The organism is Hydrogenophaga sp., assembly GCF_041913525.1.
Lineage (GTDB): Bacteria > Pseudomonadota > Gammaproteobacteria > Burkholderiales > Burkholderiaceae_C > Hydrogenophaga.
This window is the reverse complement of sequence record NZ_JAYSFD010000015.1, coordinates 49,662-73,644: the sequence shown is the minus strand read 5'-3', so window position 1 is coordinate 73,644 and position 23,983 is coordinate 49,662. Positions and strand designations below refer to the sequence as shown.

At 69.4% G+C, this 23,983-nt stretch carries 20 protein-coding genes; 6 read left to right on the top strand and 14 right to left on the bottom strand.

Going from position 1 to position 23,983, the window contains the following annotated elements:
- Positions 1-209: 209 nt before the first annotated feature.
- Entirely contained in the window at positions 210-350 is a 141-nt protein-coding gene (locus ACE3RQ_RS16175; RefSeq protein ID WP_374523088.1) for a hypothetical protein, read from the top strand.
- Positions 351-664: 314 nt separating this feature from the next.
- The gene (locus ACE3RQ_RS16170; protein WP_374523087.1) at positions 665-1,462 is read left to right on the top strand and encodes an SDR family oxidoreductase; all 798 of its coding nucleotides are present in this window, start codon (positions 665-667) and stop codon (positions 1,460-1,462) included.
- Between the two features lie 85 nt (positions 1,463-1,547).
- On the opposite strand, the gene ACE3RQ_RS16165 is transcribed toward ACE3RQ_RS16170, so the two are convergent.
- Both ACE3RQ_RS16165 and ACE3RQ_RS16160 read right to left on the bottom strand, forming a co-directional pair.
- Positions 1,548-3,185, bottom strand: a complete 1,638-nt coding sequence (locus ACE3RQ_RS16165) for a 3-(methylthio)propionyl-CoA ligase (RefSeq protein ID WP_374523086.1) — start codon at positions 3,183-3,185, stop codon at positions 1,548-1,550.
- Positions 3,186-3,224: 39 nt separating this feature from the next.
- A complete protein-coding gene (locus ACE3RQ_RS16160; protein WP_374523085.1) occupies positions 3,225-4,448 on the bottom strand; it encodes an ABC transporter substrate-binding protein in 1,224 nt (407 codons plus the stop codon).
- 252 nt (positions 4,449-4,700) lie between these two features.
- On the opposite strand from ACE3RQ_RS16160, the gene ACE3RQ_RS16155 reads away from it, so the two are divergent.
- Positions 4,701-6,254 (top strand): long-chain fatty acid--CoA ligase, encoded by a 1,554-nt coding sequence (locus ACE3RQ_RS16155; protein ID WP_374523084.1) that lies wholly within the window; start codon positions 4,701-4,703, stop codon positions 6,252-6,254.
- A 67-nt stretch (positions 6,255-6,321) separates the two neighbouring features.
- On the opposite strand, the gene ACE3RQ_RS16150 is transcribed toward ACE3RQ_RS16155, so the two are convergent.
- The 6 genes from ACE3RQ_RS16150 to ACE3RQ_RS16125 form a co-directional block, all read right to left on the bottom strand.
- Positions 6,322-7,125 (bottom strand): enoyl-CoA hydratase-related protein, encoded by an 804-nt coding sequence (locus ACE3RQ_RS16150; protein ID WP_374523083.1) that lies wholly within the window; start codon positions 7,123-7,125, stop codon positions 6,322-6,324.
- An 8-nt stretch (positions 7,126-7,133) separates the two neighbouring features.
- Positions 7,134-8,063 carry a branched-chain amino acid ABC transporter permease gene (locus ACE3RQ_RS16145; protein ID WP_374523108.1) on the bottom strand — a complete coding sequence of 310 codons (930 nt, stop codon included), beginning with the start codon at positions 8,061-8,063 and terminating at the stop codon, positions 7,134-7,136.
- Between the two features lie 70 nt (positions 8,064-8,133).
- Complete coding sequence (locus ACE3RQ_RS16140) at positions 8,134-9,006, bottom strand: branched-chain amino acid ABC transporter permease (RefSeq protein WP_374523082.1); 873 nt, start codon at positions 9,004-9,006, stop codon at positions 8,134-8,136.
- Between the two features lie 19 nt (positions 9,007-9,025).
- Positions 9,026-9,742: an ABC transporter ATP-binding protein gene (locus tag ACE3RQ_RS16135; protein WP_374523081.1), complete on the bottom strand. Its 717-nt coding sequence runs from the start codon at positions 9,740-9,742 to the stop codon at positions 9,026-9,028.
- On the bottom strand, positions 9,739-10,545 hold the full coding sequence (locus tag ACE3RQ_RS16130) for an ABC transporter ATP-binding protein (protein WP_374523080.1): 807 nt from the start codon (positions 10,543-10,545) through the stop codon (positions 9,739-9,741). The genes ACE3RQ_RS16135 and ACE3RQ_RS16130 overlap by 4 nt, the downstream gene beginning before the upstream one ends.
- Positions 10,546-10,645: 100 nt before the next feature.
- Positions 10,646-11,824: an acetyl-CoA C-acetyltransferase gene (locus ACE3RQ_RS16125; RefSeq protein WP_374523079.1), complete on the bottom strand. Its 1,179-nt coding sequence runs from the start codon at positions 11,822-11,824 to the stop codon at positions 10,646-10,648.
- Between the two features lie 133 nt (positions 11,825-11,957).
- On the opposite strand from ACE3RQ_RS16125, the gene ACE3RQ_RS16120 reads away from it, so the two are divergent.
- Both ACE3RQ_RS16120 and ACE3RQ_RS16115 read left to right on the top strand, forming a co-directional pair.
- A complete protein-coding gene (locus ACE3RQ_RS16120) occupies positions 11,958-12,725 on the top strand; it encodes an enoyl-CoA hydratase (protein ID WP_374523078.1) in 768 nt (255 codons plus the stop codon).
- Between the two features lie 29 nt (positions 12,726-12,754).
- Positions 12,755-13,921 (top strand): acyl-CoA dehydrogenase family protein, encoded by a 1,167-nt coding sequence (locus ACE3RQ_RS16115; protein WP_374523077.1) that lies wholly within the window; start codon positions 12,755-12,757, stop codon positions 13,919-13,921.
- Between the two features lie 65 nt (positions 13,922-13,986).
- On the opposite strand, the gene ACE3RQ_RS16110 is transcribed toward ACE3RQ_RS16115, so the two are convergent.
- From ACE3RQ_RS16110 to ACE3RQ_RS16100, 3 genes are all read right to left on the bottom strand, one after another.
- Entirely contained in the window at positions 13,987-14,769 is a 783-nt protein-coding gene (locus ACE3RQ_RS16110; RefSeq protein ID WP_374523076.1) for an SDR family NAD(P)-dependent oxidoreductase, read from the bottom strand.
- 45 nt (positions 14,770-14,814) lie between these two features.
- Complete coding sequence (gene fadB / locus ACE3RQ_RS16105) at positions 14,815-16,968, bottom strand: fatty acid oxidation complex subunit alpha FadB (RefSeq protein WP_374523075.1); 2,154 nt, start codon at positions 16,966-16,968, stop codon at positions 14,815-14,817.
- Between the two features lie 120 nt (positions 16,969-17,088).
- On the bottom strand, positions 17,089-17,979 hold the full coding sequence (locus ACE3RQ_RS16100) for an acyl-CoA thioesterase (RefSeq protein WP_374523074.1): 891 nt from the start codon (positions 17,977-17,979) through the stop codon (positions 17,089-17,091).
- Positions 17,980-18,087: 108 nt separating this feature from the next.
- Here ACE3RQ_RS16100 and ACE3RQ_RS16095 point away from each other — a divergent pair, with 108 nt between their 5' ends.
- Positions 18,088-20,790: a LuxR C-terminal-related transcriptional regulator gene (locus ACE3RQ_RS16095; RefSeq protein ID WP_374523073.1), complete on the top strand. Its 2,703-nt coding sequence runs from the start codon at positions 18,088-18,090 to the stop codon at positions 20,788-20,790.
- A gap of 18 nt (positions 20,791-20,808) precedes the next feature.
- On the opposite strand, the gene ACE3RQ_RS16090 is transcribed toward ACE3RQ_RS16095, so the two are convergent.
- From ACE3RQ_RS16090 to ACE3RQ_RS16080, 3 genes are read right to left on the bottom strand one after another with little or no spacing between them, the layout of a single operon-like run.
- On the bottom strand, positions 20,809-21,603 hold the full coding sequence (locus ACE3RQ_RS16090) for an enoyl-CoA hydratase/isomerase family protein (protein ID WP_374523072.1): 795 nt from the start codon (positions 21,601-21,603) through the stop codon (positions 20,809-20,811).
- A gap of 46 nt (positions 21,604-21,649) precedes the next feature.
- Positions 21,650-22,810, bottom strand: coding sequence for an acyl-CoA dehydrogenase family protein (locus tag ACE3RQ_RS16085; RefSeq protein ID WP_374523071.1), 1,161 nt, complete (start codon positions 22,808-22,810; stop codon positions 21,650-21,652).
- Between the two features lie 42 nt (positions 22,811-22,852).
- Positions 22,853-23,947, bottom strand: coding sequence for a CaiB/BaiF CoA transferase family protein (locus tag ACE3RQ_RS16080; RefSeq protein WP_374523070.1), 1,095 nt, complete (start codon positions 23,945-23,947; stop codon positions 22,853-22,855).
- Positions 23,948-23,983 lie beyond the last annotated feature (36 nt).

The following is a 23,983-nucleotide window of genomic DNA, read 5'->3' as shown; positions in this document are numbered from 1 at the left end:
CAGCCGGGGCAAGGATGTTCTTGCGCTTCCACCGCAGCACCAGGAGTACGCACCCCAGCTTCTACGTTGCATCGACTGGATCCAGTCGATGCTGCCCTGCGCCAGCGACACCGATTGCCCCGAGCCTACCGAGGCTTGGCTCTACCCCAGCGAAGCTGGGCTATCGCATCGGCATTCGCCTGGACGACACCAAGCAGACCTTGACCGTGATGGCCTTCAAGCCCGGAACCGACGGAGAGCAGCCACAAGGCTTTGAGCCGCTGACCAGCGCGCATGGCGAAGGCGCCAGCCAACACCAGACCGTCCCGTCTGTTTCGATCAGCGCTTTTATGGCGCCTGCATTCCATTGAGCGGCGCCATGTTCCTGAGCCTGCCAGTAAAGGGGCCGCCGAACCGGACACCGACTCCGGCCCCGAGGACTTGAAGGATTGGCTCGCCACGGCCGCCCAGTGGATGACATAAGCACAAGGCCAAAAGACCTTCCCTGGAAATCGAGAGCCCACAGCGCCCGCGCCGAATCTCCAATAAACGCAGGCACAAGCATCTGAATTGATGATGGCGGGGCTACCCGCCCCCCATTCGTCCGATCCGACGATGCCCGACTGGGGCGGGGCGCATAGCCTGTGGTGTTGTTCAACCCCAGACACACCACAGGAGACTGCCCATGGCCCCCGCCCGAACCATTCACCAATTGCACGACCTGCGCGGTCGCACCGCCCTGGTCACGGGCGGCTCGCGCGGGCTGGGCCTGCAGATTGCGCACGCGCTGGGCGAGGCCGGGGCGCGGCTGTTGATCAGCTCGCGCAAGGCAGCCGAGCTGGACGCCGCCGCCGCCGAACTGCGCGCCGCCGGCCACACGGTGGACACCTTCGCCGCCGATGGCCGCGACGACGCGCAGGTGATGGCCCTGGTGGAGCATGCCCTGGCCACGCTGGGCGGCATCGACATCTTGGTGAACAACGCGGGCGCCACCTGGGGCGCCCCAGCCGAAGACCACCCCATGGACGCCTGGGACAAGGTGATGGACCTGAACGCCCGGGGCGTGTTCCTGCTCACGCGCGAGGTGGCGCGGCGCAGCATGCTGCCGCGCGGTGGCGGGCGAGTGGTGAACGTCTCGTCCATCGCGGCCCTGGGCGGCACGGTGGGCAGCATGCGCGCGGCGGCTTACCACGCCAGCAAGGGCGCGGTGGCCAGCCTCACGCGCGCGCTGGCCTGCGAGTGGGGGCCGCACGGCATCAACGTGAACGCCATCCTGCCCGGTGTGTTCCCCAGCAAGATGGCGCAGCACCTGTTGCAGCCCGGCACGATTGAGCCGCTGGTGGCGCGCCTGCCGCTGCGCCGCGTGGGCGATGACGAGGCGCTCAAGGGCGCGGTGCTGCTGCTGGCCAGCGACGCGGGCAAGCACATCACCGGCGCGCTGCTGCCGGTGGACGGCGGCGCCAGCGCGGTGGTGGGGGACTAAATCCCCTGCCCTCTTCGCCCAGGCTGGTAAAGCAAAACAAAACAGGCCCCGCTGGGGCCTGTTTTGTTTGGTGCGCTTGGCGGCCTCAGGCGCCGGGCAACTGGTGGTCGCGGTATTGCTCGCGCAGCTTGGTCTTGAGCAGCTTGCCGGTGGCGGTGTGCGGCAGGCTGTCCACCAGCAGCACATCGTCGGGCAGCCACCACTTGGCGATGCGGCTGCTCAGGTGGTCGAGCATGGACTGCTTGCTCACCTCGGCGCCGGCGCGCGGCACCACCAGCAGCAGCGGGCGCTCTTGCCACTTGGGGTGCGACACGCCGATCACTGCGGCCTCGGCCACGCCGGGGTGCGACATGGCGGCGTTTTCCACGTCGATGGACGAGATCCATTCGCCGCCGGACTTGATCACGTCCTTGGCGCGGTCCACCAGTTGCAGGAAGCCGTCGGGGTCGATGGTGGCCACGTCGCCGGTGGGGAAGTAGCCCTCGGCGTCGAGCACCTCGCCGCCCTCACCACGGAAGTAGCCGCTGGCGATCCAGGGGCCGCGCACGTGCAGGTGGCCATAGGCCACGCCGTCCCAGGGCAGTGCCTTGCCGTCGGCGTCCACGATCTTCAGGTCCACGCCCCACACGCCACGGCCTTGCTTGAGCTTGACCTTGACCAGCTCTTCCTCGGGCATGCCGGCGTGCTTGGGCAGCAGCTTGCTGATGACGCCGATGGGGCTGGTTTCCGTCATGCCCCAGCCCTGCACCACCTCGGCGCCGAACTGCTTCTCGAAACGTTCCAGCACGGCGCGCGACACCGCCGCGCCACCAATGCCGATGCGCTTCACGCCCAGGCCCTTGGGGTCTAGCTGCGGGTTTTGGTCAAGGTACTGGAACAGCATCATCCAGACCGTGGGCACGCCTTGCGAGAAGGTCACGCGCTCGTCGCGCATCAGCTGGTAGACGCTCTGGCCGTCCAGGTGCGGGCCGGGCAGCACCAGGCGCGCGCCCACCATGGCCGCGGCGTAGGGCGCGCCCCAGGCGTTGGCGTGGAACATGGGCACGATGAGCATCAGCGTCTCGGTCGAGGCGATGCCAAAGGTGTCGGGCGCCAGCTCCATGAGCGTGTGCAGCATGGTGGAGCGGTGCGAGTACAGCACGCCCTTGGGGTTGCCGGTGGTGCCCGAGGTGTAGCAGAGCGACGAGGCGTTTTTCTCGTCGAACTCAGGCCAGGTGTACTGGTCGCTCTGCTGGTCCATCAGCTCGTCGAAGCACAGCAGGTTGGGCACCTGGATGGCGGGCATGTGCTCGCGATCGGTCATGGCGATGAAGGCCTTCACCGTCTTGAGCGCGGGCGCGAGCTTTTCCACCAGCGGGGCGAAGGTGATGTCAAAGAACAGCACCTGGTCTTCGGCGTGGTTGACGATGTAGTCGATCTGCTCGGGGAACAGGCGCGGGTTCACCGTGTGCAGCACCGCGCCGGTGCCCGAGACGCCGAAGTACAGCGCCAAGTGGCGGTACGAGTTCCAGGCCAGCGTGCCCACGCGCTCGCCGGGCTGAATGCCCAGCTTGGCCAGGGCGTTGGCCACCTGGCGCGAGCGCCTGGCCACGCCGGCCCAGGTGGTTCGGTGCATCGGCCCTTCGGGCAGGCGCGACACGATTTCGGTGTCGGGGTGAAAGCGCGCCGCGTGCTCGATGAGCGACGAGATCAGCAGCGGGCGGTCTTGCATCAATCCATGCATAAGGGCGTTCTCCGATTGGGGGGCGCGGTCAGCCGCCGATCAAGCGGCCATCACCTGGCCCATGGCTTCATAGGCCTTGCCGTTGAAGCGCTGCAGGATCTTTTTCTCGATGGGGAAGAAGTCGTCGGCCGACGTCTTCACCTCGATGCCGGGGTACAGCATGGGCGGCACGAAGTTCAGGCTGGCGGCCTGCTTCATCACGTTCTCGCGGGTCAGGTTGTCGCCGCACTGGCGCAGCACCTGCGCCATGGTGGCGGCCACCGAGTAGCCGATGGCGTTGAGCGAATCGTCCGGGTCGCCGCTGGGGTGGTATTGCTTCATGGCGGCGAGGTACGCGGCCACGTCCTTGTTGCCGGCAGCGGCCGGGTCGGACGGGGTGAGCAGGTAGGTGGAGGAGATCACGCCCACCGCGTTCTCGAAACCCGCGGGCTTGAGCACCGAGGTCATCGACTGCGACACGCTCACCAGGTAGTGCTCGGGCTTCCAGCCCAGCTCGGCCGCCTTGCGGATGGCCTGGGCCGCGAACTTGGGCGTGGTGATGCTCACGAACACGTCGCAACCCGCGCTCTTGAGCGTGACCAACTGGCTGTCGATGGTGGGGTCGGTCACCTCGTAGGTGAGGTGCTGCACGATGTGCGTCTTGGCCTTGTCGCCCAGGCCGTCCACCAGGCCCTTCATGTAGTCCTTGCCGAAGTCGTCGTTCTGCATCAGCACGCCGATCTTGGCGTTGGGCTTGGTCTGCAGAATGTGCTTGGCGTACATGCGACCCTCGGCCTGGTAGGTGGGCTGCCAGCCCATGGTCCAGGGGTTGGCCTTCGGGTCGCCAAAGCGGGTGGCGCCGGTGTTCACGAAGAGCTGCGGAATCTTCTTGGCGTTCAGGTAGCGCTGCACCGCCATGTTGTGCGAGGTGCCCAGGGCCGCGAACATCAGCAGCACCTCGTCTTGCTCCACCAGCTTGCGCGTCTGCTCCACCGACTTGGCCGGGTTGTACGCGTCGTCCAGCGTGAGGAAGTTGATCTTGCGGCCGTTCACGCCACCGGCGGCGTTGAGCTGGCTGAAGTAGGCCGCCATCGACTTGCCGCAGGTGCCATAGGCCGAGGCCGGGCCCGAGTACGGCGACAGGTTGCCCAGCTTGATCTCGGTGTCGGTGGCACCGGTGTCGTACTTCTTCTGCGCGCGCACCAGGGGGAAGGCGCTGGCCAGCGCCAGGCCGGCGCCGATCTTCAGGGTCCGGCGCAGGCCGGCGTCAACGGGTTTGGACATGGTCTTGTCTCCTGCTTGTGGTTTGGGGGTCGGGCACCGTCACGGACCAGTCCACGCGGCACCAGTCCATGGATGGGCATCGTAGAAATCGGGGCGGATGTCGGCATCGTCGGAACTGACGAAATTGCGCAAGCTGTCAAATCGCCCAGCGACTCAGGTCGTCGGTTCAGACGATGCGCGCACCATCGCCATGCACCACAGTGCCCTGGCGCGGCCCGCGGGAGGGCCGCCCGCCCTTCCAGGACCACCCCGATGCAACTCACCCAGCCCCTGCACAAAGGCCTGCAGGAAAAGCCCCAGGCCACCGTCCTCATCTGCGGCGAGCGCCGCCGCGATTTCGCCACCTTCGTTGACCGCGTGGCCCGCCTGGCCGCCGTGCTGCAGGCCCAGGGCGTGCGCCCCGGCGACCGCGTGGCCATGATGGGCCTGAACTCCGACCGCTACGTGGAATACCTCTACGCCACCTGGTGGGCCGGCGCCGTGGTGAACCCGGTGAACATCCGCTGGAGCGACAAGGAAGTGGCCTATTCACTGGACGACAGCGACACCCAGGTGCTGCTCTTTGACGAGCACTTCAGCGCCGTGGCCGCCGGCCTGCCGGGCCTCTCGAAGTCGCTGCGCCTGCGCCTGTTCTTCGGCAACGGCAGCGCGCCCGACGGCGTGGCCGACCTTGAAGCGCTGATGGCCCGCGCCCAGCCCGTGCCAGATGCCCGGCGCAGCGGCGACGACCTGGCCGCCGTGATGTACACCGGCGGCACCACCGGCCGCCCCAAGGGCGTGATGCTCACCCACGCCAACCTCTACATCAGCCAGCTCTCCACCGTGGCCGCCACCGAACGCGCCAACGACGCGGTGGGCATCAACACCGCGCCCATGTTCCACGTGGGCGGCGCGGGCCTGACCCTGCAGCTCATGCTGCGCCTGTGCCCGCAGGTGCTCATGGCCACGTTTGACGAGGTGGCCTTTCTGCAGGCCGTGCAGCAAGAGCGCGCCACCGAAACCTTTCTGGTGCCCACCATGCTCAAGCGCGTGATCGAACACCCGCGCTTCGCCGAGTTCGACACCAGCAGCCTGCACACCATCCTCTACGGCGCCGCCCCCATTGATGACGCCCTGCTGCTGCAAGCCCTCAAGGCCCTGCCCGGCGTGCGCTTCTGCCAGGTCTACGGCATGACGGAACTCTCCCCCGTCATCACCGCCCTGCCCGCCTCGTGCCACACCGCCGAGGCCCCGCCCCACCTGCGCCGCTCCGCCGGGCGCCCGGTGCCCATTGCCGAGGTGCGCATCGTCGACAAACACGGCCGCCCCGTGCCCACCGGCACCGTGGGCGAGATCGCCGCGCGCGGCCCCATGGTGATGGCCGGCTACTGGAACAAGCCCGAGCAGACCGCCGAGGTGCTGCGCGACGGCTGGATGCACACCGGCGACGGCGGCTACATGGACGAACAAGGCTTTGTGTACGTGGTCGACCGCCTCAAGGACATGATCGTCACCGGCGGCGAAAACGTGTACTCGGCCGAGGTGGAAAACGCGATCACCCAGCTGCCGCAGGTGTCAATGTGCGCCGTGATCGGCGTGCCCGACGAGAAGTGGGGCGAGCGCGTGCACGCCGTGGTGGTGCTGCGCGCCGGCCAGGCGCTCACGGCCGAGGAACTGATTGCCCACTGCAAGCGCGAAATCGCCGGCTACAAATGCCCGCGCAGCGTGGAGTTCCGCCCCGAGATCCCGCTTTCACCGGCCGGCAAGATGCTCAAGTACCAACTGCGCGAAACCTTCTGGAAAGGCCGGGCGCGGGCGGTGAATTGAAGGGCTTGGCCGACCCCAAAACACAAAGGGCCCGCGAAGGCCCTTTGTCTTGAACGCCCCAAAGCCCTCAACGCGGCGGAAACACCGGCTCGCGTTTGCCCAGGAAGGCCTGCACGCCCTCGGCAAAGGTGGGGCGGTCGATGAGTTCGCGCTGGCGCTCGGCCTCCAGGCGCATCTGGTCCACCAGGCTGGCCTGGCCGGCGTTCTCGTACACGGCGCGAATCTCTTGCGCGGCGTGGGCTGGCAGGCGGGCCAGGCGCTGGGCCAGGGCCAGGGCCTCGGTGGCGAGGTTGGCGTCGTCCACCGCGCCCCAGATCAGGCCCCATTGCTGGGCCTGCTCGGCCGAGAGGCGATCGCCCAGCAGGCTCAGGCCCACGGCGCGGGCGCGGCCCACGAAACGCTCCAGGAACCAGGTGGTGCCCAGGTCGGGCACGATGCCCAGGCGCGGCATGAAAGGCAGGTAGAAATAGGCCGAGCGGGCGGCCACCACCACGTCGGCCGCCAGGGCCAGGCCCACGCCAGCGCCGGCACAGGGGCCGTTGACGGCGCTCACCACCGGAAAGGGCAGCTCGCGAATGTCTTGAATGAGCCGGTTCGACAAAGCCTCCATGGCCTGCGCGGTCTGCTCGCCCAGGCTCTGGCCGCTGGCGGGCTGCATGCTGGACAGGTCGGCCCCCACGCAGAAGGCCTTGCCCTCGCCGGTGATGACCAGGGCGCGCACGCTGCGGTCGGCCGCGAGCGCGGCCAGCGCGGCGTGCAGGCGCTCTTGCAGGGGCATGGCCAGCGGGTTCAGTCGCTGGGGGATGTTGAGCTTGAGCACAGCCACGTCGCCGTGGCGCTCTTGCAGCAGCAGGTCTGGGGTGTCGGGCATGGCAGGCCTCAGGCGCGGGCGCGCAGCTTGTTGAGCAGGCCCATCACGCCGCCGGGCATGGCGAACATGATGGCGATGAGCACCACACCATAAACCGCCCAGGGCGCCGCCTTGGACACCTGCTCGGCAAGGTTGGGCACGAACATGATGAAGATGGCGCCGAAGAACGCGCCCCACAGCGTGCCCACGCCGCCCACCACGATGCCGACCAGCAGCGAGATGGACAGGAACAGCGTGAACGAATCGGGCGAGACGAACTGCACCGCGATGGCCGAGAGCGCGCCGCCCACGCCGGTGAAGGCGGCCGACACGCCGAAGGTCATGGACTTGTAGTGCCGGTTGTCCACGCCCATGGCCTCGGCGGCCATGGCGTGGTCGCGAATGGCGCGCATCGCGCGGCCGGTGCCGCTGCTGAGCAGGTTGTGGGCGATGAGGAACATCACCACCGTCACGCCCAGGGCAAACACATACAGCCACTGGTCTTGCGTGAGCGGCAGGCCAAAGGGCGCGTCGGGCTTGATGAGCACGATGCCTTGCACGCCGCCGGTCCAGGCCTCCAGGTGCTTGTACTTGAGCAACTGCGGCATGGCCACGCCCAGGGCGAAGGTGGCCAGCGCCAGGTACAGGCCCTCCAGCTTCAAGGCCGGGCGGCCGAACAGGTAGCCCACGGCCAAGCACACCACGGCGGCGGCGGGCACGGTGGCCCAGTAGGGCGCGCCGGCGTGCTCCATCAGGATGCCGGCGGCATACGCCCCCAGCGCGAAGAAGGCGCCGTGGCCCAGCGAGATCTGGCCGTTGTAGCCGGTGAGCATGTTCAGGCCCAGCAAGGCAATGGCGTAGGCCAGCACCATGGTGGCCTGAAAGAGCTGGTAGCCCTTGAGCACGAACAGCAGGCCACAGGCCAGCGCAATCGCCAGCAGCACCCAGGGCCAGCGCATGGCGCGGCGGGCAGAGACGGCGGGCGCTGGCGCGCCCATGGGCAGAGAGGAAGTGGTGGTGTTCATTGCTTCAGACTCGCGTGACGATCTTCTTGCCCAGCAGCCCCGAGGGCTTGACGATGAGCACGCCGACGATGAGGGCCAGGGCCACCGAGAGCTTCAGCTCGGTGCCCACCACGTAGGTGCCCATGAGGTTTTCCAGCACGCCCACCAGGAAGCCGCCCAGCACCGCGCCCACCGGGTTGTCGATGCCACCGATCAGCGCGCCGGCAAAGGCGTAGAGCAGCACGCCGGTCATCATGTGCGGGTCCAGAAAGACCACGGGCGCGACCATCATGCCGGCCACCGCGCCGATGGCCCCGGCCAGGCCCCAGCCCAGCATGAGCATGCGGCCCACGCGAATGCCCACCAGGCGCGACGACGCCGGGTTCTGCGCGGCGGCCCGCATGGCCAGGCCCAGCGGCGTGAAGCGGAAGAAGGCAAACAGCATGGCCACCATCAGCAGGGCCACCACGATGGCGCCCACCTCGTGCGCCGACATCAGCGGCGAGGCGAACCAGGCGTCCGCCGGGAAGGGGCTGGGGAAGGGCTTGATGGTGTAGCCGAAGATCCAGCCGGCCAGGCTGTGGAAGATCACCAGCAGGCCGATGAACACCACCACCACCGACAGCTCGGGCGCGCGGTGCATGGGCCGGATCACCACGAACTCAATGCCCGCGGCCAGCACGAAAGACACCACCACCGTGGCCGCGAAGGCCAACCAGTAGGGCAAGCCCGCCTGGATGAACATCCACGCGATGAAGGTGGAGAACATGGCCATCTCGCCTTGCGCGAAGTTGATGTGGTGGGTGGCCTGGTAAATCATCACCAGGGCCAGTGCCACGCTGGCGTAGATGCCGCCGGTGGCCAGACCGGCGAGCAGTTGGTGCAGAAATTCGTTCATGCGTTGGCGCTCCAGTGCCTCATTCGCCGAGGTAGGCGCGACGCACCGCGTCGTTGCGTTTCATGTCGTCCGACGGGCCGCTCAGCACCACCCGCCCGGTCTCCAGCAGGTAGGCGGTGTCGGCCAGCTCCAGGGCCAGGCGGGCGTTTTGCTCCACCAGCAGGATGGAGACTTTCTCTTCCTGGTTGATGCGCCGCATGATGGAAAAAATGTCTTTCACCACCAGCGGGGCCAGGCCGAACGAAGGCTCGTCCAGCAGCAGCAGGCGCGGGCGGCCCATGAGGGCGCGGCCGATGGCCAGCATCTGCTGCTCGCCACCCGACAAGGTGCCGGCCTGCTGGCTGGCGCGCTCGCGCAGGCGGGGGAAGTAGCCGTAGATGCGCTCCATGTCTTGCGCCATGCCCTCGCGGCTGCCGCGCGAGTAGGCGCCCAGGCGCAGGTTTTCTTCGGTGCTCAGGCCCATGAAGGTGCCGCGCCCGTCGGGCACGTGGCCCACGCCCAGGCGGGCGATCTGCTCGGTGGAGCGGCCCACCAGCTCTTGCCCGGCGAGCTGGATGCTGCCGCTGGTCTGCGCCATGAACTGGCACAGCGCACGCAGCGTGGTGGTCTTGCCCGCGCCGTTGGCGCCCAGCAGCGCGGTGACGCGGCCCTCGGCCACGTCCAGGTCAATGCCGTGCAACACCCGGGTGTTGCCATAGCGGGCGTGCAGCCCGCGCACTTGCAGCAGCGCAGTCATGCGGCCTCCTCTTCTGCTTCGCCCAGGTAGGCGCGAATCACTTCGGGGTGGGCGCGCACCTCGGCGGGCGTGCCCTCGGCGATCTTTTTGCCAAAGTTCAGCGCCACCACCCGGTCGGAAATGCCCATCACCAGGCCCATGTGGTGTTCCACCAGCAGCACCGTCACCTTCAGGCGGTCGCGGATGTCGCGAATCAGCTCGCCCAGGCCGTGCAGCTCTTCGTGGTTGAGGCCGCAGGCCGGCTCGTCCAGCAGCAGCAGCTTGGGGTTGGCGGCCAGCGCGCGGGCGAGTTCCACCCGCTTCTGGGTGCCGAAGGGCAGGTCGCCCACCACGCGGTCGGCCTCGGTGCGCAGGCCGATGAAGTCAAGCAGCTCATCGGTGCGAGCCTGGGCCTGCGCCTCGATGCGGGCCACGCCCGGCAGGCGAAAGGCGTTGCGCAGGAAGCCGGCGTGGTGCTGGCTGTGGCAGCCCACCAGCACGTTCTCGCGAACGGTCATGGTGCGAAACAGCGCCAGGTTCTGGAAGGTGCGGCCAATGCCGATGCCGGCCATGCGGTGGCGCGGCATGGTGGACAGGGGCAGGCCATCGAAGGCAATGCGCCCGCTGTTGCACTCGTACAGGCGCGAGAGGCAGTTGAACAGCGTGCTCTTGCCGGCACCGTTGGGGCCGATGAGGGCACAAATCTCGCCGCGGCGCACCTCAAAGCTCACGCCGTCCAGCGCCACGATGCCGCCAAAGCGCACCGTCACGCCTTCAATGCGCAGCAGGGTGTTGTCTCCGTGGTCCGTCTTGGTCTGGGTCATGACGGTCTCTTGTGTGTTGGGTCAACAGGCCCCGGGGCGCCAGCAGGCGCGCCCTCGGGGGGGCGGTCGCTTGCGGCGCGACCGTGAGCCGTGGGGACGATCAGAGGCGCTCGACGATGGTCACGTTGGCCATGCCGCCGCCTTCGCACATGGTCTGCAGGCCATAGCGGCCACCGCGCTGCTGCAGCGCGTGCACCAGGGTGGTCATGAGCTTGGTGCCCGAGGCACCCAGGGGGTGGCCCAGGGCGATGGCGCCGCCATTCACGTTCAGGCGCTCGGGGTCGGCGCCCAGGTGCTTCACCCAGGCCAGCGGCACCGAGGCGAAGGCCTCGTTCACCTCGTAAAGATCGATATCGCTGATCTTCAGGCCGGCCTTCTGCAGCGCGCGCTCGGTGGCGGGGATGGGGGCCTCCAGCATGATGACCGGGTCGTGGCCGATCATGGTCATGTGGTGGATGCGCGCCAGCGGCTTCACGCCCAGGGCCTTGAGGCCGCGCTCGTTCACCACCATCACGCCGGTGGCGCCGTCGCAGATCTGGCTGGCGTTGGCGGCGGTGATCACGCCGCCTTCCTGCAGCAGCTTCACGCTCTGGATGCCTTCCAGCGTGGCGTCGTAGCGAATGCCTTCGTCGCTGCTGTGCATCTCGGCGGTCTCTTCGCCGTCGGCGGTGCGCACCGGCACGGCCAGGATCTCGTCCTTGAAGCGCCCGGCCTGGGTGGCGGCGGCGCCGCGCTGGTGGCTGAGCAGGGCGTAGCGGTCCAGCTCGTCTTTGCTCAGGCCGTACTTCTTGGCCATCATCTCGGCGCCCATGAACTGGCTGAACACCACGTCGTGGTAGCGGCGGTTCACCGAGGGGCTCTGGTAGTAGCCCATGCCGGCCTTCTGCGCCAGCGACGAGGGGCTGAACATGGGCACACGGGTCATCGATTCCACGCCCGCGGCGATCACCACGTCCATGGCGCCCGACATCACGGCCTGGGCCGCGAAGTGAATGGCCTGCTGCGACGAGCCGCACTGGCGGTCGATCGAGGTGCCGGGCACCGACTCGGGCAGCCGGGAGGCCAGCACCGCGTTGCGCGCCACGTTGGTGGACTGCTCACCCACCTGGCTCACGCAGCCCATGAACACGTCTTCCACCAGGGCCGGGTCGGCGCCGGTGCGGTCGATCAGGTCATTGAGCACGCGCGCGGCCAGCTCCACCGGGTGCCACCCGGCCAGGCGACCACCCCGGCGGCCGCCAGCGGTGCGGGTGGCGGCGACGATATAGGCTTCAGACATGGCAAATCTCACTTTGATGGGGGTTGGGATGTGGCCATTCTGTGTCTCACGCGGGATTGCCAGCTTCGTCCGAATCGACGATTTTTCCCGTCAGCCACCCAGGCACACTGGCCCCACCCCACCACCCCTTGCCATGCCCACCGACCTGCTGCTCGTCACCCGCCCCCAGCCCGGCTGCGCCGTGCTCACCCTCAACCGCCCGCAGGCGCTCAACGCCCTGTCGCACGCCCTGCGCCAAGCCATTGCCGACGCCGCCCAGGCCCTGGCCACCGACCCCGAGGTGCGGGTGCTGGTGCTCACCGGCGCCGGCCGCGCCTTCTGCGCCGGGCTTGACCTGAAAGAGCTCGGCCAGACCGGCCTGTCCGATGCCGCCGCCGACCCGGTGGCCGCGCTGGAGGCCTTTCCCGGCCCGGTGATCGGCGCCGTGCACGGCGTGGCCATCACCGGCGGCTTCGAGCTGGCCCTGGCCTGCGACCTGCTGCTGGCCTCCACCGAGGCCCGCTTTGCCGACACCCACGCCCGCATCGGCGTGATGCCCGGCTGGGGCCTGTCGCAAAAGCTGCCGCGCCTCATCGGCCGTGGCCGCGCGCGCGAGATGGCCTTCAGCGGCAACTTCATCGACGCCGCCACCGCCGAGCGCTGGGGCCTGGTCAACCGCGTGCTGCCCGAAGCCGAGCTGCTGCCCGCCGCCCTGGCCCTGGCGGCCGACATGGTCAGCGCCCTGCCCGAGGCCCTGCGCGCCTACAAGCGCGTGCTCAACGAGGGCGAGTGCCTGCCCCTGGGCGAGGCCCTGGCCCTGGAAAAACGGCACTCGCGCGACTGGGCCCGCCACCAGAGCGCCGAGGCCCTGGAACAGCGCCGCACCGCCGTGCAGGCGCGCGGCCGCGAACAGACCCAGTAACCCCCTTCCCTCTTCTTGACCGACTGCCCATGCTGACCAACCACCTCCTGAGCGCCGACGAACGCGCCGACCTGGCCCTGTTCACCGAATCGCTTGACCGCTTCTGCGACGCCGAGATCGAGCCCCACTACCGCGACTGGGAACGCGCCGGCCAGGTGCCGCGCGAGCTGTTCGCCCGCCTGGGCGCGCAAGGCTACCTTTGCGCCGACGTGCCCGAGGCCTACGGCGGCCCAGGCGCCAGCGTGGCCTTCTCCTTCGCCGTGGTGGAGGTGCTCTCGCGCCGGGGCTACGCCGGCTTCGTGGGCGGGCTGCAGGTGCACAACGACATCATCCCGCCCTACCTGCTGCACTTCGGCACCGAGGCCCAGCGCCAGCACTGGCTGCCGCGCATGGCCAGCGGCGAGGCCATTGCCGCCATCGGCATGACCGAGCCCGGCGCCGGCAGCGACCTGAAAAACATCCGCACCACCGCGCGGCGCGAGGGCGATCACTACGTCATCAACGGCTCCAAGATCTTCATCTCCAACGGCCAGAACGCCGACCTCATCGTGCTGGCCGCCAAAACCGACGCCGCCGCCGGCGCCAAAGGCGTGAGCCTGTTCCTGGTGGACACCCGCACCCCCGGCTTCTCGCGCGGGCGCCGCCTGGAAAAAGTGGGCCAGCACGCCGGCGACACCTCCGAGCTGTTCTTCGAGGACATGCGCGTGCCCGCCGACGCCCTGCTCGGCGGCGTGGAAGGCCAAGGCTTCGTGCAGATGATGCGAGAGCTGCCGCGCGAGCGCCTGATCATTGGCGTGCAGGCCATCCACGGCGCCAAGGGCGCGCTGGAGCAGACCGTGCGCTACGTGCAAGAGCGCCAGGCTTTCGGCCAGAGCGTGGCCCAGTTCCAGAACACCCGCTTCACCCTGGCCCAGGTCGCCACCGACATCGCCGCTGGCGAGGCCTTCCTGAACGCGGGCGTGCACGCCTACACCCTGGGCCAGCTCACGCCCGACGCGGCATCCGCCATCAAGCTGCACACCAGCGAACTCTTCAGCCGCGTGGCCGACCAGTGCCTGCAGTTCTTCGGCGGCTACGGCTACATGGCCGAATACCCCATCTCCCGCTTCTGGGCCGACGCCCGCGTGCTGCGCATCTACGGCGGCACCAGCGAGATCATGAAAGAACTGGTGGCGCGCGCCCTGCTGGGGCGCTGAGCCGCCAGGCCTTTCTCCAACGCCCTGCCCCGCCGGCGCCGACGGGTGCAGGGCAGCCGCCGCGCTCAGCGCGGGGCCATGCGGATGGCGCCGTCCAGGCGCACGCTTTCGCCGTTGAAGTAGCCGTTGGTGATCATGGTCTCGGCCAGGTGGGCGTATTCCTCGGGGTTGCCCAGGCGCTTGGGGAAAGGCACCGAAGCGGCGAGCGCGGCCTTCACGTTGTCGGGCGCGCCCTGCAACAGCGGGGTGTTGAAGATGCCGGGCAGGATGGTGTTGACGCGAATGCCTTCACCCATCAGGTCACGGGCGATGGGCAGGGTCATGCCCACGATGCCGGCCTTGCTGGCCGAGTAGCTGGCCTGGCCCATCTGGCCGTCTTGCGCGGCCACCGAGGCGGTGTTCACGATGGCGCCGCGCTCGCCGTCTTCCAGTGGATCGAGCGTGAGCATGCCCGCGGCCGACTTGGCGATGCAGCGGAAGGTGCCCACCAGGTTGATCTGGATGATGCGGTCGAAGTTGGCCAGCGGAAAGTGCTTGATCTCGCCGGTGGTCTTGTCGCGGCTGGCGGTTTTCACCGCGTTGCCGGTGCCGGCGCAGTTCACCAGCACGCGCTCTTGCCCGTGGGCGGCGCGGGCCTTGGCGAAGGCGGCGTCCACCTGCTCTTCGCTGGTCACGTCCACGCGGCAGAACACGCCGCCGATCTCGCGCGCCAGGGCCTCGCCCTGGGCTTCGTTCAGGTCAAACAGGGCCACTTTCACGCCGTGGCTGGCCAGGCGCCGCGCGGTGGCGGCGCCCAGGCCGGAGGCGCCGCCGGTGACAACAGCGGCAATGGTGGCATCGAGTTTCATGGGGTCGGTCTCCAGAGATAGGCAATCAACAAAAAGGGGGCGGCTTCACAGGGGGTGGAATCGCTCGCCGCGGGCGGCCATCTCGCGCATCCGGGCCGTGGGCTCATAAGCGGGGCCGAGGTGGCGCAGGCGGTCGCAGCGCGCCACGATGTCGCCCAGGCCGATCCAGTCGGCCCACTTCAGCGGGCCGCCGGCGTAGGCGGGGAAGCCAATGCCCAGCAGCATGGCCATGTCGAGTTCGGCGGCGGTGGCCACCACGCCGTCTTGCAGGGCGTGCGCGGCCTCGATCACCATGGGCAGCATCATGCGGTCCACGATCTCGGCGTCGCTGAAGCTGTGTTGGCCCTTGGGCTGAATGCGCTTGAGCAGTTCGTGCGCCTCGGGCGCGGTGGAGCGGCGCGGTTTGCCCTTGGGGTCGGGTTCGTAGCGGTAGAAGCCACGGCCGTTCTTCTGGCCGAAGCGGCCTTCGCTGGCCATCAGGCGCAGGGCGTCGTGTTCCAGGCGGGGCATGCGCTCGGGGTAGCCGGCCGAGATCACGTCGCTCACGTGGCTGCCGGTGTCCATGCCCACCACGTCTTCCAGGTAGGCGGGGCCCATGGGCCAGCCAAAGGCCTCCATCACGCGGTCGACGGCCTCGAAGTTGGCGCCGTCGGCCACCAGTTGCAGAAAGCCGCGCATGTAGGCGGTGAGCACGCGGTTCACCAGAAAGCCCGGGCAGTCTTTCACCACGATGGGCGTCTTGCCCATGGCCACCGCGTAGCCCACGGCGGTGGACACGGCGGCCTCGCTGGTGCGGCTGCCCTGAATCACCTCCACCAGCGGCATCAGCGGCACCGGGTTGAAGAAGTGCATGCCCACGAAGGTGTCGGGGCGCTTGAGGGGCTGGGCGATGTCGTCAATGCGCAGGCTTGAGGTGTTGGACGCGATCACCGTGCCCGGGGCCACGCGCTCTTCCAGCGCGGCCAGCACCTGGCGCTTGACGCCCAGGTTCTCCACGATGGCCTCCACCACGCAGTCCACCTGGTCGAAGCCGGCTTCGTCAAGCTGCGGTGTGATGGCCGCGCGCACCGTGGCGGCCTTCTCGTCGCTCAGGCGGCCGGCCTGCACCTGGCGACCCAGCAGCTTGTCGGCTTCGGCCATGCCAAGGTCCAGCGCGGCCTGATGGATGTCTTTCATGCGCACCGGCACGCCACGCAGCGCGCTGGTGTAGGCGATGCCACCGCCCATGATGCCCGCGCCCAGCACGGCGGCACGGCGCACCGGCGTGCCGGCCTTGGCGTGGCGCTTGAAGAGTTTCTTCAGCGCCTGCTCGTTCAAAAAGGTCTGCACCAGCGACACGCCGGCCTGCGTGCGCGCCACCTCGCCGAACACGCGGGCTTCTTGCGCCAGGGCACCGGCGCGGTCCAGCGTGGCGGCGTGTTCCATCATGTCCAGCGCCATGCGCGCGGCGGGCTGGTGCGGCGGGGTCTGGCGCGTGGCCTTCTCGCGCGCGGCGTCGAACACGGCCTTCAGCTCGGCGGCGCTCAGCGGCACTGGCACGCGCTTGCGCTGCTGGCGCGCGGCCCAGTCCACCTCGCCGGCCATGGCGCGGCGCAGCCAGTCCAGTGCGGTCTCGCGCAGGGCCTCGGGCGGCACCACGGCGTCCACCACGCCAGCGGCCAGGGCGGCATCGGCCTTGGCGGGGCGGCCGCTGGCCACCCAGTCGGCGGCCACCGCCGGGCTGGCCACGCGGCTCAGGCGCACCGTGCCGCCAAATCCGGGGAACAGGCCCAGCTTCACCTCGGGCACGCCCACCTGGGCGGTGGTGGCCATCACGCGCACGCTGGCGGTGAGCGCCATCTCCAGCCCGCCACCCAATGCATAGCCATTGATGGCCAGCACCGTGGGCACGGGCAGGTCTTCAAAGGCCACGAAGGTCAGGTTGCTCTGGGCCACGTCGGCCGCGATCTGCTCGGCCGGCTTGTTGAACTTCTGGCCGAACTCGGTGATGTCCGCGCCCACGATGAACACGTCTTTGGCGCTGCTCACCAGCACGCCCTTCAGGTCGGGCTGGGCGGCCAGCCAGCGCGTGGCCTGGTCCAGCTCGGCCACGGTGCGGTTGTCGAACTTGTTGATCGCCTCGCCCTGGCGGTCAAAACACAGCTCGTAAACGCCGGGGGTCGTCAGCGCGCTGACGCGAATGCTCTGTCCTTCAAACACCTGCGGTCTCCTCGAAGCCGGCGTGAGCCGACGATGGAGACCAGTCTAGGCAGGCGCGAGGGCGCGGGCATCGTCCGAAGCGACGAAAGCGAGGCCGGGCCACGCCCCGCGCCAGTCGCCTCAGCGACGCTGGCGGCGCAGCAGGCCCTCTTGCGCCACCGAGGCCACCAGGCGGCCGTCGCGCGCAAAGAGGCTGCCGCGGCAGAAGCCCCGGCCCTGCGAGGCCGAGGGCGAATCGGTTTCGTACAAGAGCCAGTCGTCGAAGCGGAAATCGCGGTGGAACCACATGGCGTGGTCCAGGCTCACGATCTGCTGCCCTGGCTGCATGAAGCTCATGCCGTGCGGGCGCATGGCCACGCCCAGCAGGCTGAAGTCAGACGCATAGGCCAGCAGCGCCTGGTGGATCAGCGGGTCATCGGGCAAGGCGCCGGCAGCGCGGAACCAGGTGCGGCTGTAGGGCGGCGCGGGCTCGGGCGTGAGCAGGTGCACCGGGTCGGCCGGGCGAATTTCGATGGCGCGCGCCTGGTCCACCACGGCGCGGGCAAAGGGCAGCAATTGCTCGCGCAAGGCCAGGCGGGCTTCGTGCTCGTCGCGCAGGCCTTCGGGATCCGGGGCCTGGGGCATCTCGCGCTGGTGCTCGGGGCCGTCTTCCGGGCGGTGGAACGAGGCCGACATCACGAAGATGGTGCGGTCGTGCTGGCGCGCCACCACGCGGCGCATGGTGAAACCGGCGCCATCGCGCACGCGGTCCACCTCGTAGACGATGGGCACCGCCTTGTCGCCCGCGCGCAGAAAGTAGCCGTGCAGCGAGTGCACCGGCTGGCCGCTCACGGTGCGGGCCGCGGCCATCAGGGCCTGGCCCAGCACCTGGCCGCCAAACACCGAGGGGCTGCCGATGTCGATGTGACCGCCCTCGAAGCGGTCATCGTCCAGCGGGGTGAGGCTCAGGCGGTCCACCAGCTCGCGCAGCGCGGCCTGGCGCTCGGCCAAAGAGGGAAGTGAAGGGTTCATGGTGGGGATGCCGTGACATGCAAGAGACGTTTGCGCGCAAGTGTATGGCGCACAATGCACCGCGTTTTTCGTCCGAAGAGACGAAGCGGCCCCGGACACCCAGAGACAATGCGCCCCGCCGAGACCCCCCTGCCCCCTTCGCTTGCGCCGTCACCGGCCCAGACGCCCCCCGTGCACGCCGTGCTGGACGCCAAGTTCCTGCCCCCGGCGGGCCAGTCCATCCAGGTGCTGCGCCAGGCCCTGTGCGAGGCGGTGCGCCGCGCCTCGGGGCAGCTGGTGCTGGTGAGCGCCCCGGCCGGTTTTGGCAAGAGCACGGCCATGGCGCAGGCGCGCGAGCGGCTGGAGGCCGACGGCGTGCCCACCGTGTGGCTCACGCTGGACCGGGCCGATAACGACGTGTCGCGCTTTCTGAGCGGCCTGAGCGAGGCGGTGAACCGCCTGGGGCTGGACAGTGGCAGCGGCGACGCGGTGCAAACCCTCACCCATGCGCAGGCGCCCTACGCGCTGTTTCTGGACGAGTTCGAGGCCGTGCACGAGCCCGCCGTGCTGGGCCTGGTGCGCGAAGTGGCCGAGCACCTGCCGCGCAGCGCCCACCTGGTGATCGGCTCGCGCCAATTGCCGCAGATCGGCCTCTCACGCCTGCGGGTGCGCGGGCAACTGGTGGAGATCGACGCCGACCGCCTGCGCTTCAACGCCAGCGACGTGATCGACTTTTTCCGCCAGCGCGCGCCCGCGCAGGTGCTGGACGCCGAGCAACTGCGCCGCCTGCACCAGAAGACCGAAGGCTGGATCGCCGCGCTGTGGCTGGCCGCCATGGCGCTGGAGCGCAGCGACAACCCGGCCGAATTCGTGGACCGCTTCTCGGGCTCCAACCGCGCCGTGGCCGACTACCTGGCCGAAGACGTGCTGGCCCGCCAGCCCGAGGCCATTCGCCGCTTTCTGCTGCGCACCAGCCTGCTGCGCCAGCTCGACGCCTCGGTGTGCGCGGCGCTCAACCCGCGCACCGACTGCGCCGCCATGCTGGAGCGCCTGGACGCCGAGCACCTGTTCCTCACCCCGGTGGCCGGCGCGCAGCGCACCTGGCGCTACCACAGCCTGTTCGCCGACTACCTGCGCACCCAGCTGGAGCGCGAGCACCCCGACGAGGTGGCGCGCCTGCACCTGGCGGCCTCGGGCTGGTACGAATCGCAAGGGCGGCCGGTGCCCGCGATTGACCACGCCATCGAAGGCGGCGACTACCCCCACGCCATGGACCTGCTCGACGAGCACGCCGAGGCCTTTCTGGAGCAAGGCCGCATGCGCCTGCTCACGCGCTGGTTCTCCAGCCTGCCAGCCGCCCAACTGCAGCAGCGCCCGCGCCTGCAAATGGTGGCCGTGTGGGCCACCGGCTTCACGCGCGGCCCCTGGGAGGCCATGGACCTGCTCGACCACAGCGGCGCCGAGCAGTCGCCCGACCCCTACCTGCGCGCCCACGCCAACGGCCTGCGCCCCATGCTGCTGGCCATGCAAGACCGGGCCGAGGAAGGCCTGCGCCTGGGCCGCCTGGCGCTGGCGCGCCTGCCCACGGGCCAGCGCTTTGCCGACACCGCCCTGCTCAACGCCATGGCGCACATCACCACCATCTCGGGCGACGCGCGCGAGGCCCAGCAACTGCTGGACGCCGCGCGCCACGAGCACGGCGGCGGCAGCACCTTCAACCGCATGTACACCGAGTCGCTGGAGGGCCAGCTTGACTTGCTGCAAGGTCGCCTGCGCCACGCCACCGCGCGCTTTCGGCTGGCGGTGGACGCCACCCACGCGGTGAACCTGCACCACACCCACGGCAACGCCTGGGCCGGCGTGTTCTACACCAGCGTGGTGTACGAGGCCAACCAGCTCGACCAGGCCGAGCACCTGCTTAACGTGTACCTGCCGCTGGCGCGCGACGTGGGCCTGCCCGATCACATGATCGTCACGCACGCGATGCGATCGCGCATCGCCTTTCTCAACGGCGACGTGGACGCCGCCGCCATGGCCCTCACCGAGCTGGAGTACCTGGGCAACCAGCGCAAGCTGCCGCGCGTGGTGGCCTCGGCCAAGCTGGAGCGCGCCCGCCTGCTGCAGGCGCAAGGCAACGCCGCCGCCGCGCACGACGAGCTGGTGCGCGCCGACGACCCCACCCTGTGGGCGCGCGAGCAGCAGCAGCGCCTGGTGGTGCACGACGTGCAGTACATGGCCCTGGCCCGGCTGCGCTGGGCGGTGGCCTTCGGCGACGCGGGCGCCAGCATCGAGCCGCTGCGCGCGCAGCTTCAAGCCGCCACGGCCCAGGGGCGCCGGCGCCGAGCGCTGGTGCTGCAGTTGCTGCTGGGCCTGGCGCTGCAGCGCACCGGCGACAGCGCCGCCGCCATGCAAGAAACCGGCAGCGCCCTGCAGTTCGCCTGCCAGGAAGGCTTCATGCGCCTGATCCTGGACGAAGGCCCCGCCGTGGGCGCGCTGGTGCAGCGCTACCAGGCCCTGCACGACAGCGGGCAGGTGCGCGACCCGATCTTGGGCGAGTACCTGCAGCGCCTGCTGGCGGCCTTCGGCCCCCTGCCCACCGAACCCGAGGTGGGCGCCGAGCTGGCGCACGGCGTGCTGGAGCCGCTCACGCGCAAAGAGATTCGCGTGCTGCAACTGCTGGTGGAGGGCTATTCCAACAGCGCCATGGCCGAGAAACTGTTCGTGTCCGACAGCACGGTGCGCACCCACCTGCGCAACATCAACACCAAGCTGGGCGCGCACAGCCGCACCCAGGCGGTGGCGATTGCGCGCAAGCTCGGCCTGCTGGGCTGAGCCTGGCGCCTTGGCCCATCAGGCGTTGCGGTAGCGCGGCGGGCGCTTTTCCAGAAAGGCCTGCACGCCTTCGTGAAAGTCTTCGCTCTGGGTGCACAGCACCTGCTGGCGGTCTTCCAGCGCCACCACGGCTTCCAGGCTGTTCATGTCCAGCGTCTGGCACAGCGCCTCTTTGGTCAGGCGCAGGCCCAGGGGCGTGGCGTGCAGCATGTCGTCGGCCAGGGCCTGGGCCTCGGCCTGCAGCTCGGGCAGCGGGGCCACGCGGCTGTAAAGCCCCAGGGCGTGGCCTCGCGCGGCGTCCATGAAGCGGCCCGTCAGCAGGTACTCGGCCGCCACCGAGCTGCCCACCATGCGCGGCAGAAAGTAGCTCACGCCCGTGTCGCAGCCGGTCAGGCCAATGCGGATGAAGGCCGCGTTCATGCGCGAATCGGGCGTGACCAGGCGCACATCGCTGGCCAGGGCCAGCGCGAAACCGCCGCCGCTGGCCGCGCCCTGCGCGACGCAAATGATGGGCTGCGGGCAGCGGCGCATGGCCACCATGATGTCGCGAATGCTGTGCTGCACGTCCATGCCGGCCTGCGCCCCGCTGAAATGACCGGGCGTCTGGTCTTTCAGGTCAAGCCCGGCGCAGAAGCTCTTGCCCGCGCCCTGCAAGATCACCACGCGCACGTCGTGGCGGCGGTATAGGCCCTGGAAGTACTCGCGCAGCGCGGTGGCGAGCGCGGTGTTCAGCGCGTTCAGGCGCTCGGGGCGGTTGAGCGTGAGGCGGGCGATGCCGCCGCTTTCTTCAATGAGCAGAACGTCGTCGGCCATGGCTGCCTCTCGTGTGAAACCTCGGGATGAATGGAATCGCGTGCCATTACATGGCGCGCGAGATGACCTCTTTCATGATCTCGCTGGTGCCGCCGTAGATGCGCTGGATGCGCGCGTCGGTGTACAGGCGCGCCACCAGGTACTCGTTCATGTAGCCATAGCCACCGAAGAGCTGCACGCAGGCGTCCACCACGCGGCCCTGCGCTTCCGATCCCCAGAGCTTGGCCATGGACGCGGTGGCGGTGTCCAACTCGCCACGCACCAGGCGCTCCACGCAGCGGTCGATGAAGGCGCGGCCCACCTGGATCTCGGTGGCGATCTCGGCCAGCTTGAACTTGGTGTTCTGAAAGTCGGCAATGGGCTGGCCAAAGGCCTTGCGGTCGCGCACATAGGCCAGCGTGGCCTCGTAGGCGCCTTCCATGGCGGCCAGTGCTGTCACGCCAATGATCAGGCGCTCATACGGCAGATCGGCCATGAGCTGGAAGAAGCCCTGGCCTTCGCGCCCGCCCAGCAACTGTTCCTCGCCCACCCACACGTCGTCGAAGAACAGCTCAGAGGTGTCTTGCGCCTTCAGGCCCATCTTGTCGAGCAGGCGCCCCACGCGGAAACCGGGGCAGTCTTGCGTGTCCACGATCAGGATGGACGTGCCCTTGGCGCCCTGCGCCGGGTCGGTCTTGGCCACCACCAGCACCAGGCCGGCCAGGAAGCCGTTGGAGATGAAGGTCTTGGCGCCGTTGATGAGGTAACCCTTGCGGCCATCGCGCTCGGTGCGCTCGGCGCGGGTGCGAATGCCTTGCAGGTCTGAGCCGGTGCCGGGCTCGGTCATGGCGATGGCGCCCACCAGCTCGCCGCGCGCCATGCGCGGCAGGTAGCGCGGCTTCTGCGCTTCGGTGCCGTGGTTGAGCAGGTAGTGCGCCACGATGCTGTGCACCGAGGCGTTCATGCCGGTGAGGCTGCGGCGCGACATCTCTTCGTAAAACACCGCCTCGTGGCGGAAGTCGCCGCCCGCGCCGCCCCATTCCTCAGGAATGTCGGTGCACAGCAGGCCGGCCTCGCCGGCGCGGCGCCACAGCTCATGGCCCACGTGGCCGCGTTGTCGGGCGGCCTCGTCGTCGGGCTGCATGTGGTCGTCAATGAAGCGCACCACGGTGTCGCGGTACTGCTCGATGTCGCTGTCGCTCCAGGAGCGCTCGAAGGTGATGGGCATGGTGGTGAAGGCTCGGGGTGAAATCAAAGGGTTGGGCGCGGCTCAGTCGGCCACGCCCCAGCGGCGGCGCAGCTCTGCCAGGGCAGCCGCATCGACCGGCCGGCCAACCTGGGGCGCATCGGGGGTGCTGCGCGAAAAACGCGGCGCGGGGGCGGGCTGCACCACGCCGTCCACGCTCACGAAGGTGTGCCGCGCCACGTTGTGCGGGTGGCGCGGGGCCTCGTCCCAGTCCAGCACCGGGGCCACGCAGGCGTCGGTGCCCTCCAGCACGGCGCACCACTCGTCGCGCGTACGGGTGCGCAGCACGGCGGCCAGCTTCTCGCGCAACGCGGGCCAGGCGCGCGGGTCCATCTGGCGGTCAAAGTCGGGGTCATCGGCCAGGCCCACGCGCTGGCGCAGCTCGGCATAAAACTGCGGCTCGATCGGCCCCAGCGCCAGGTAGCGGCCATCGGCGCAGGCGTAGGTGTCGTAGAAGAAGGCGCCGCCGTCGAGCAGGTTGGTGCCGCGCTCGTTGCGCCACTGGCCTTGCGCCTTGAAGCCGAACATCATGGCCGAGAGCAGCGCGGCGCCGTCGGTCATGGCGGCGTCCACCACCTGGCCCTGGCCACTGCGCCCGGCCTCCAGCAAGGCGCTCAGCAGGCCCACGGCCAGCAGCATGGCGCCACCGCCAAAGTCGCCCACGTAGTTCAGCGGCGGCACCGGCGCTTCGCCGCGCCGGCCAATGGCCTGCAGCGCGCCGGTGATGGCGATGTAGTTGATGTCGTGCCCGGCGGCGTGGGCCAGCGGGCCGTGCTGGCCCCAGCCCGTCATGCGGCCGTACACCAGGCGCGGGTTGGCGGCCAGGCACACGTCAGGCCCCAGGCCCAGGCGCTCCATCACGCCAGGGCGAAAGCCCTCGATCAGCGCATCGGCCTTCGCCACCAGGGCCAGCGCCTGCTGCGCGCCCTCGGGCTGGCGCAGGTCGAGCTCCACCGTCTGGCGGCTGCGCCCCAGCACCGGGCCGGCCGCGCCCTGCCCGCCCGGGCGGGCGATGCACAGCACCTCGGCCCCCAGGTCGGCCAGCAACATCGCGCAAAACGGCCCCGGGCCAATGCCCGCGAACTCCACCACCTTGAATCCCGCCAACGGTCCGGGCATGCCAGTCTCCTGGGCGCCCCCTGGCGCCCGATCGCC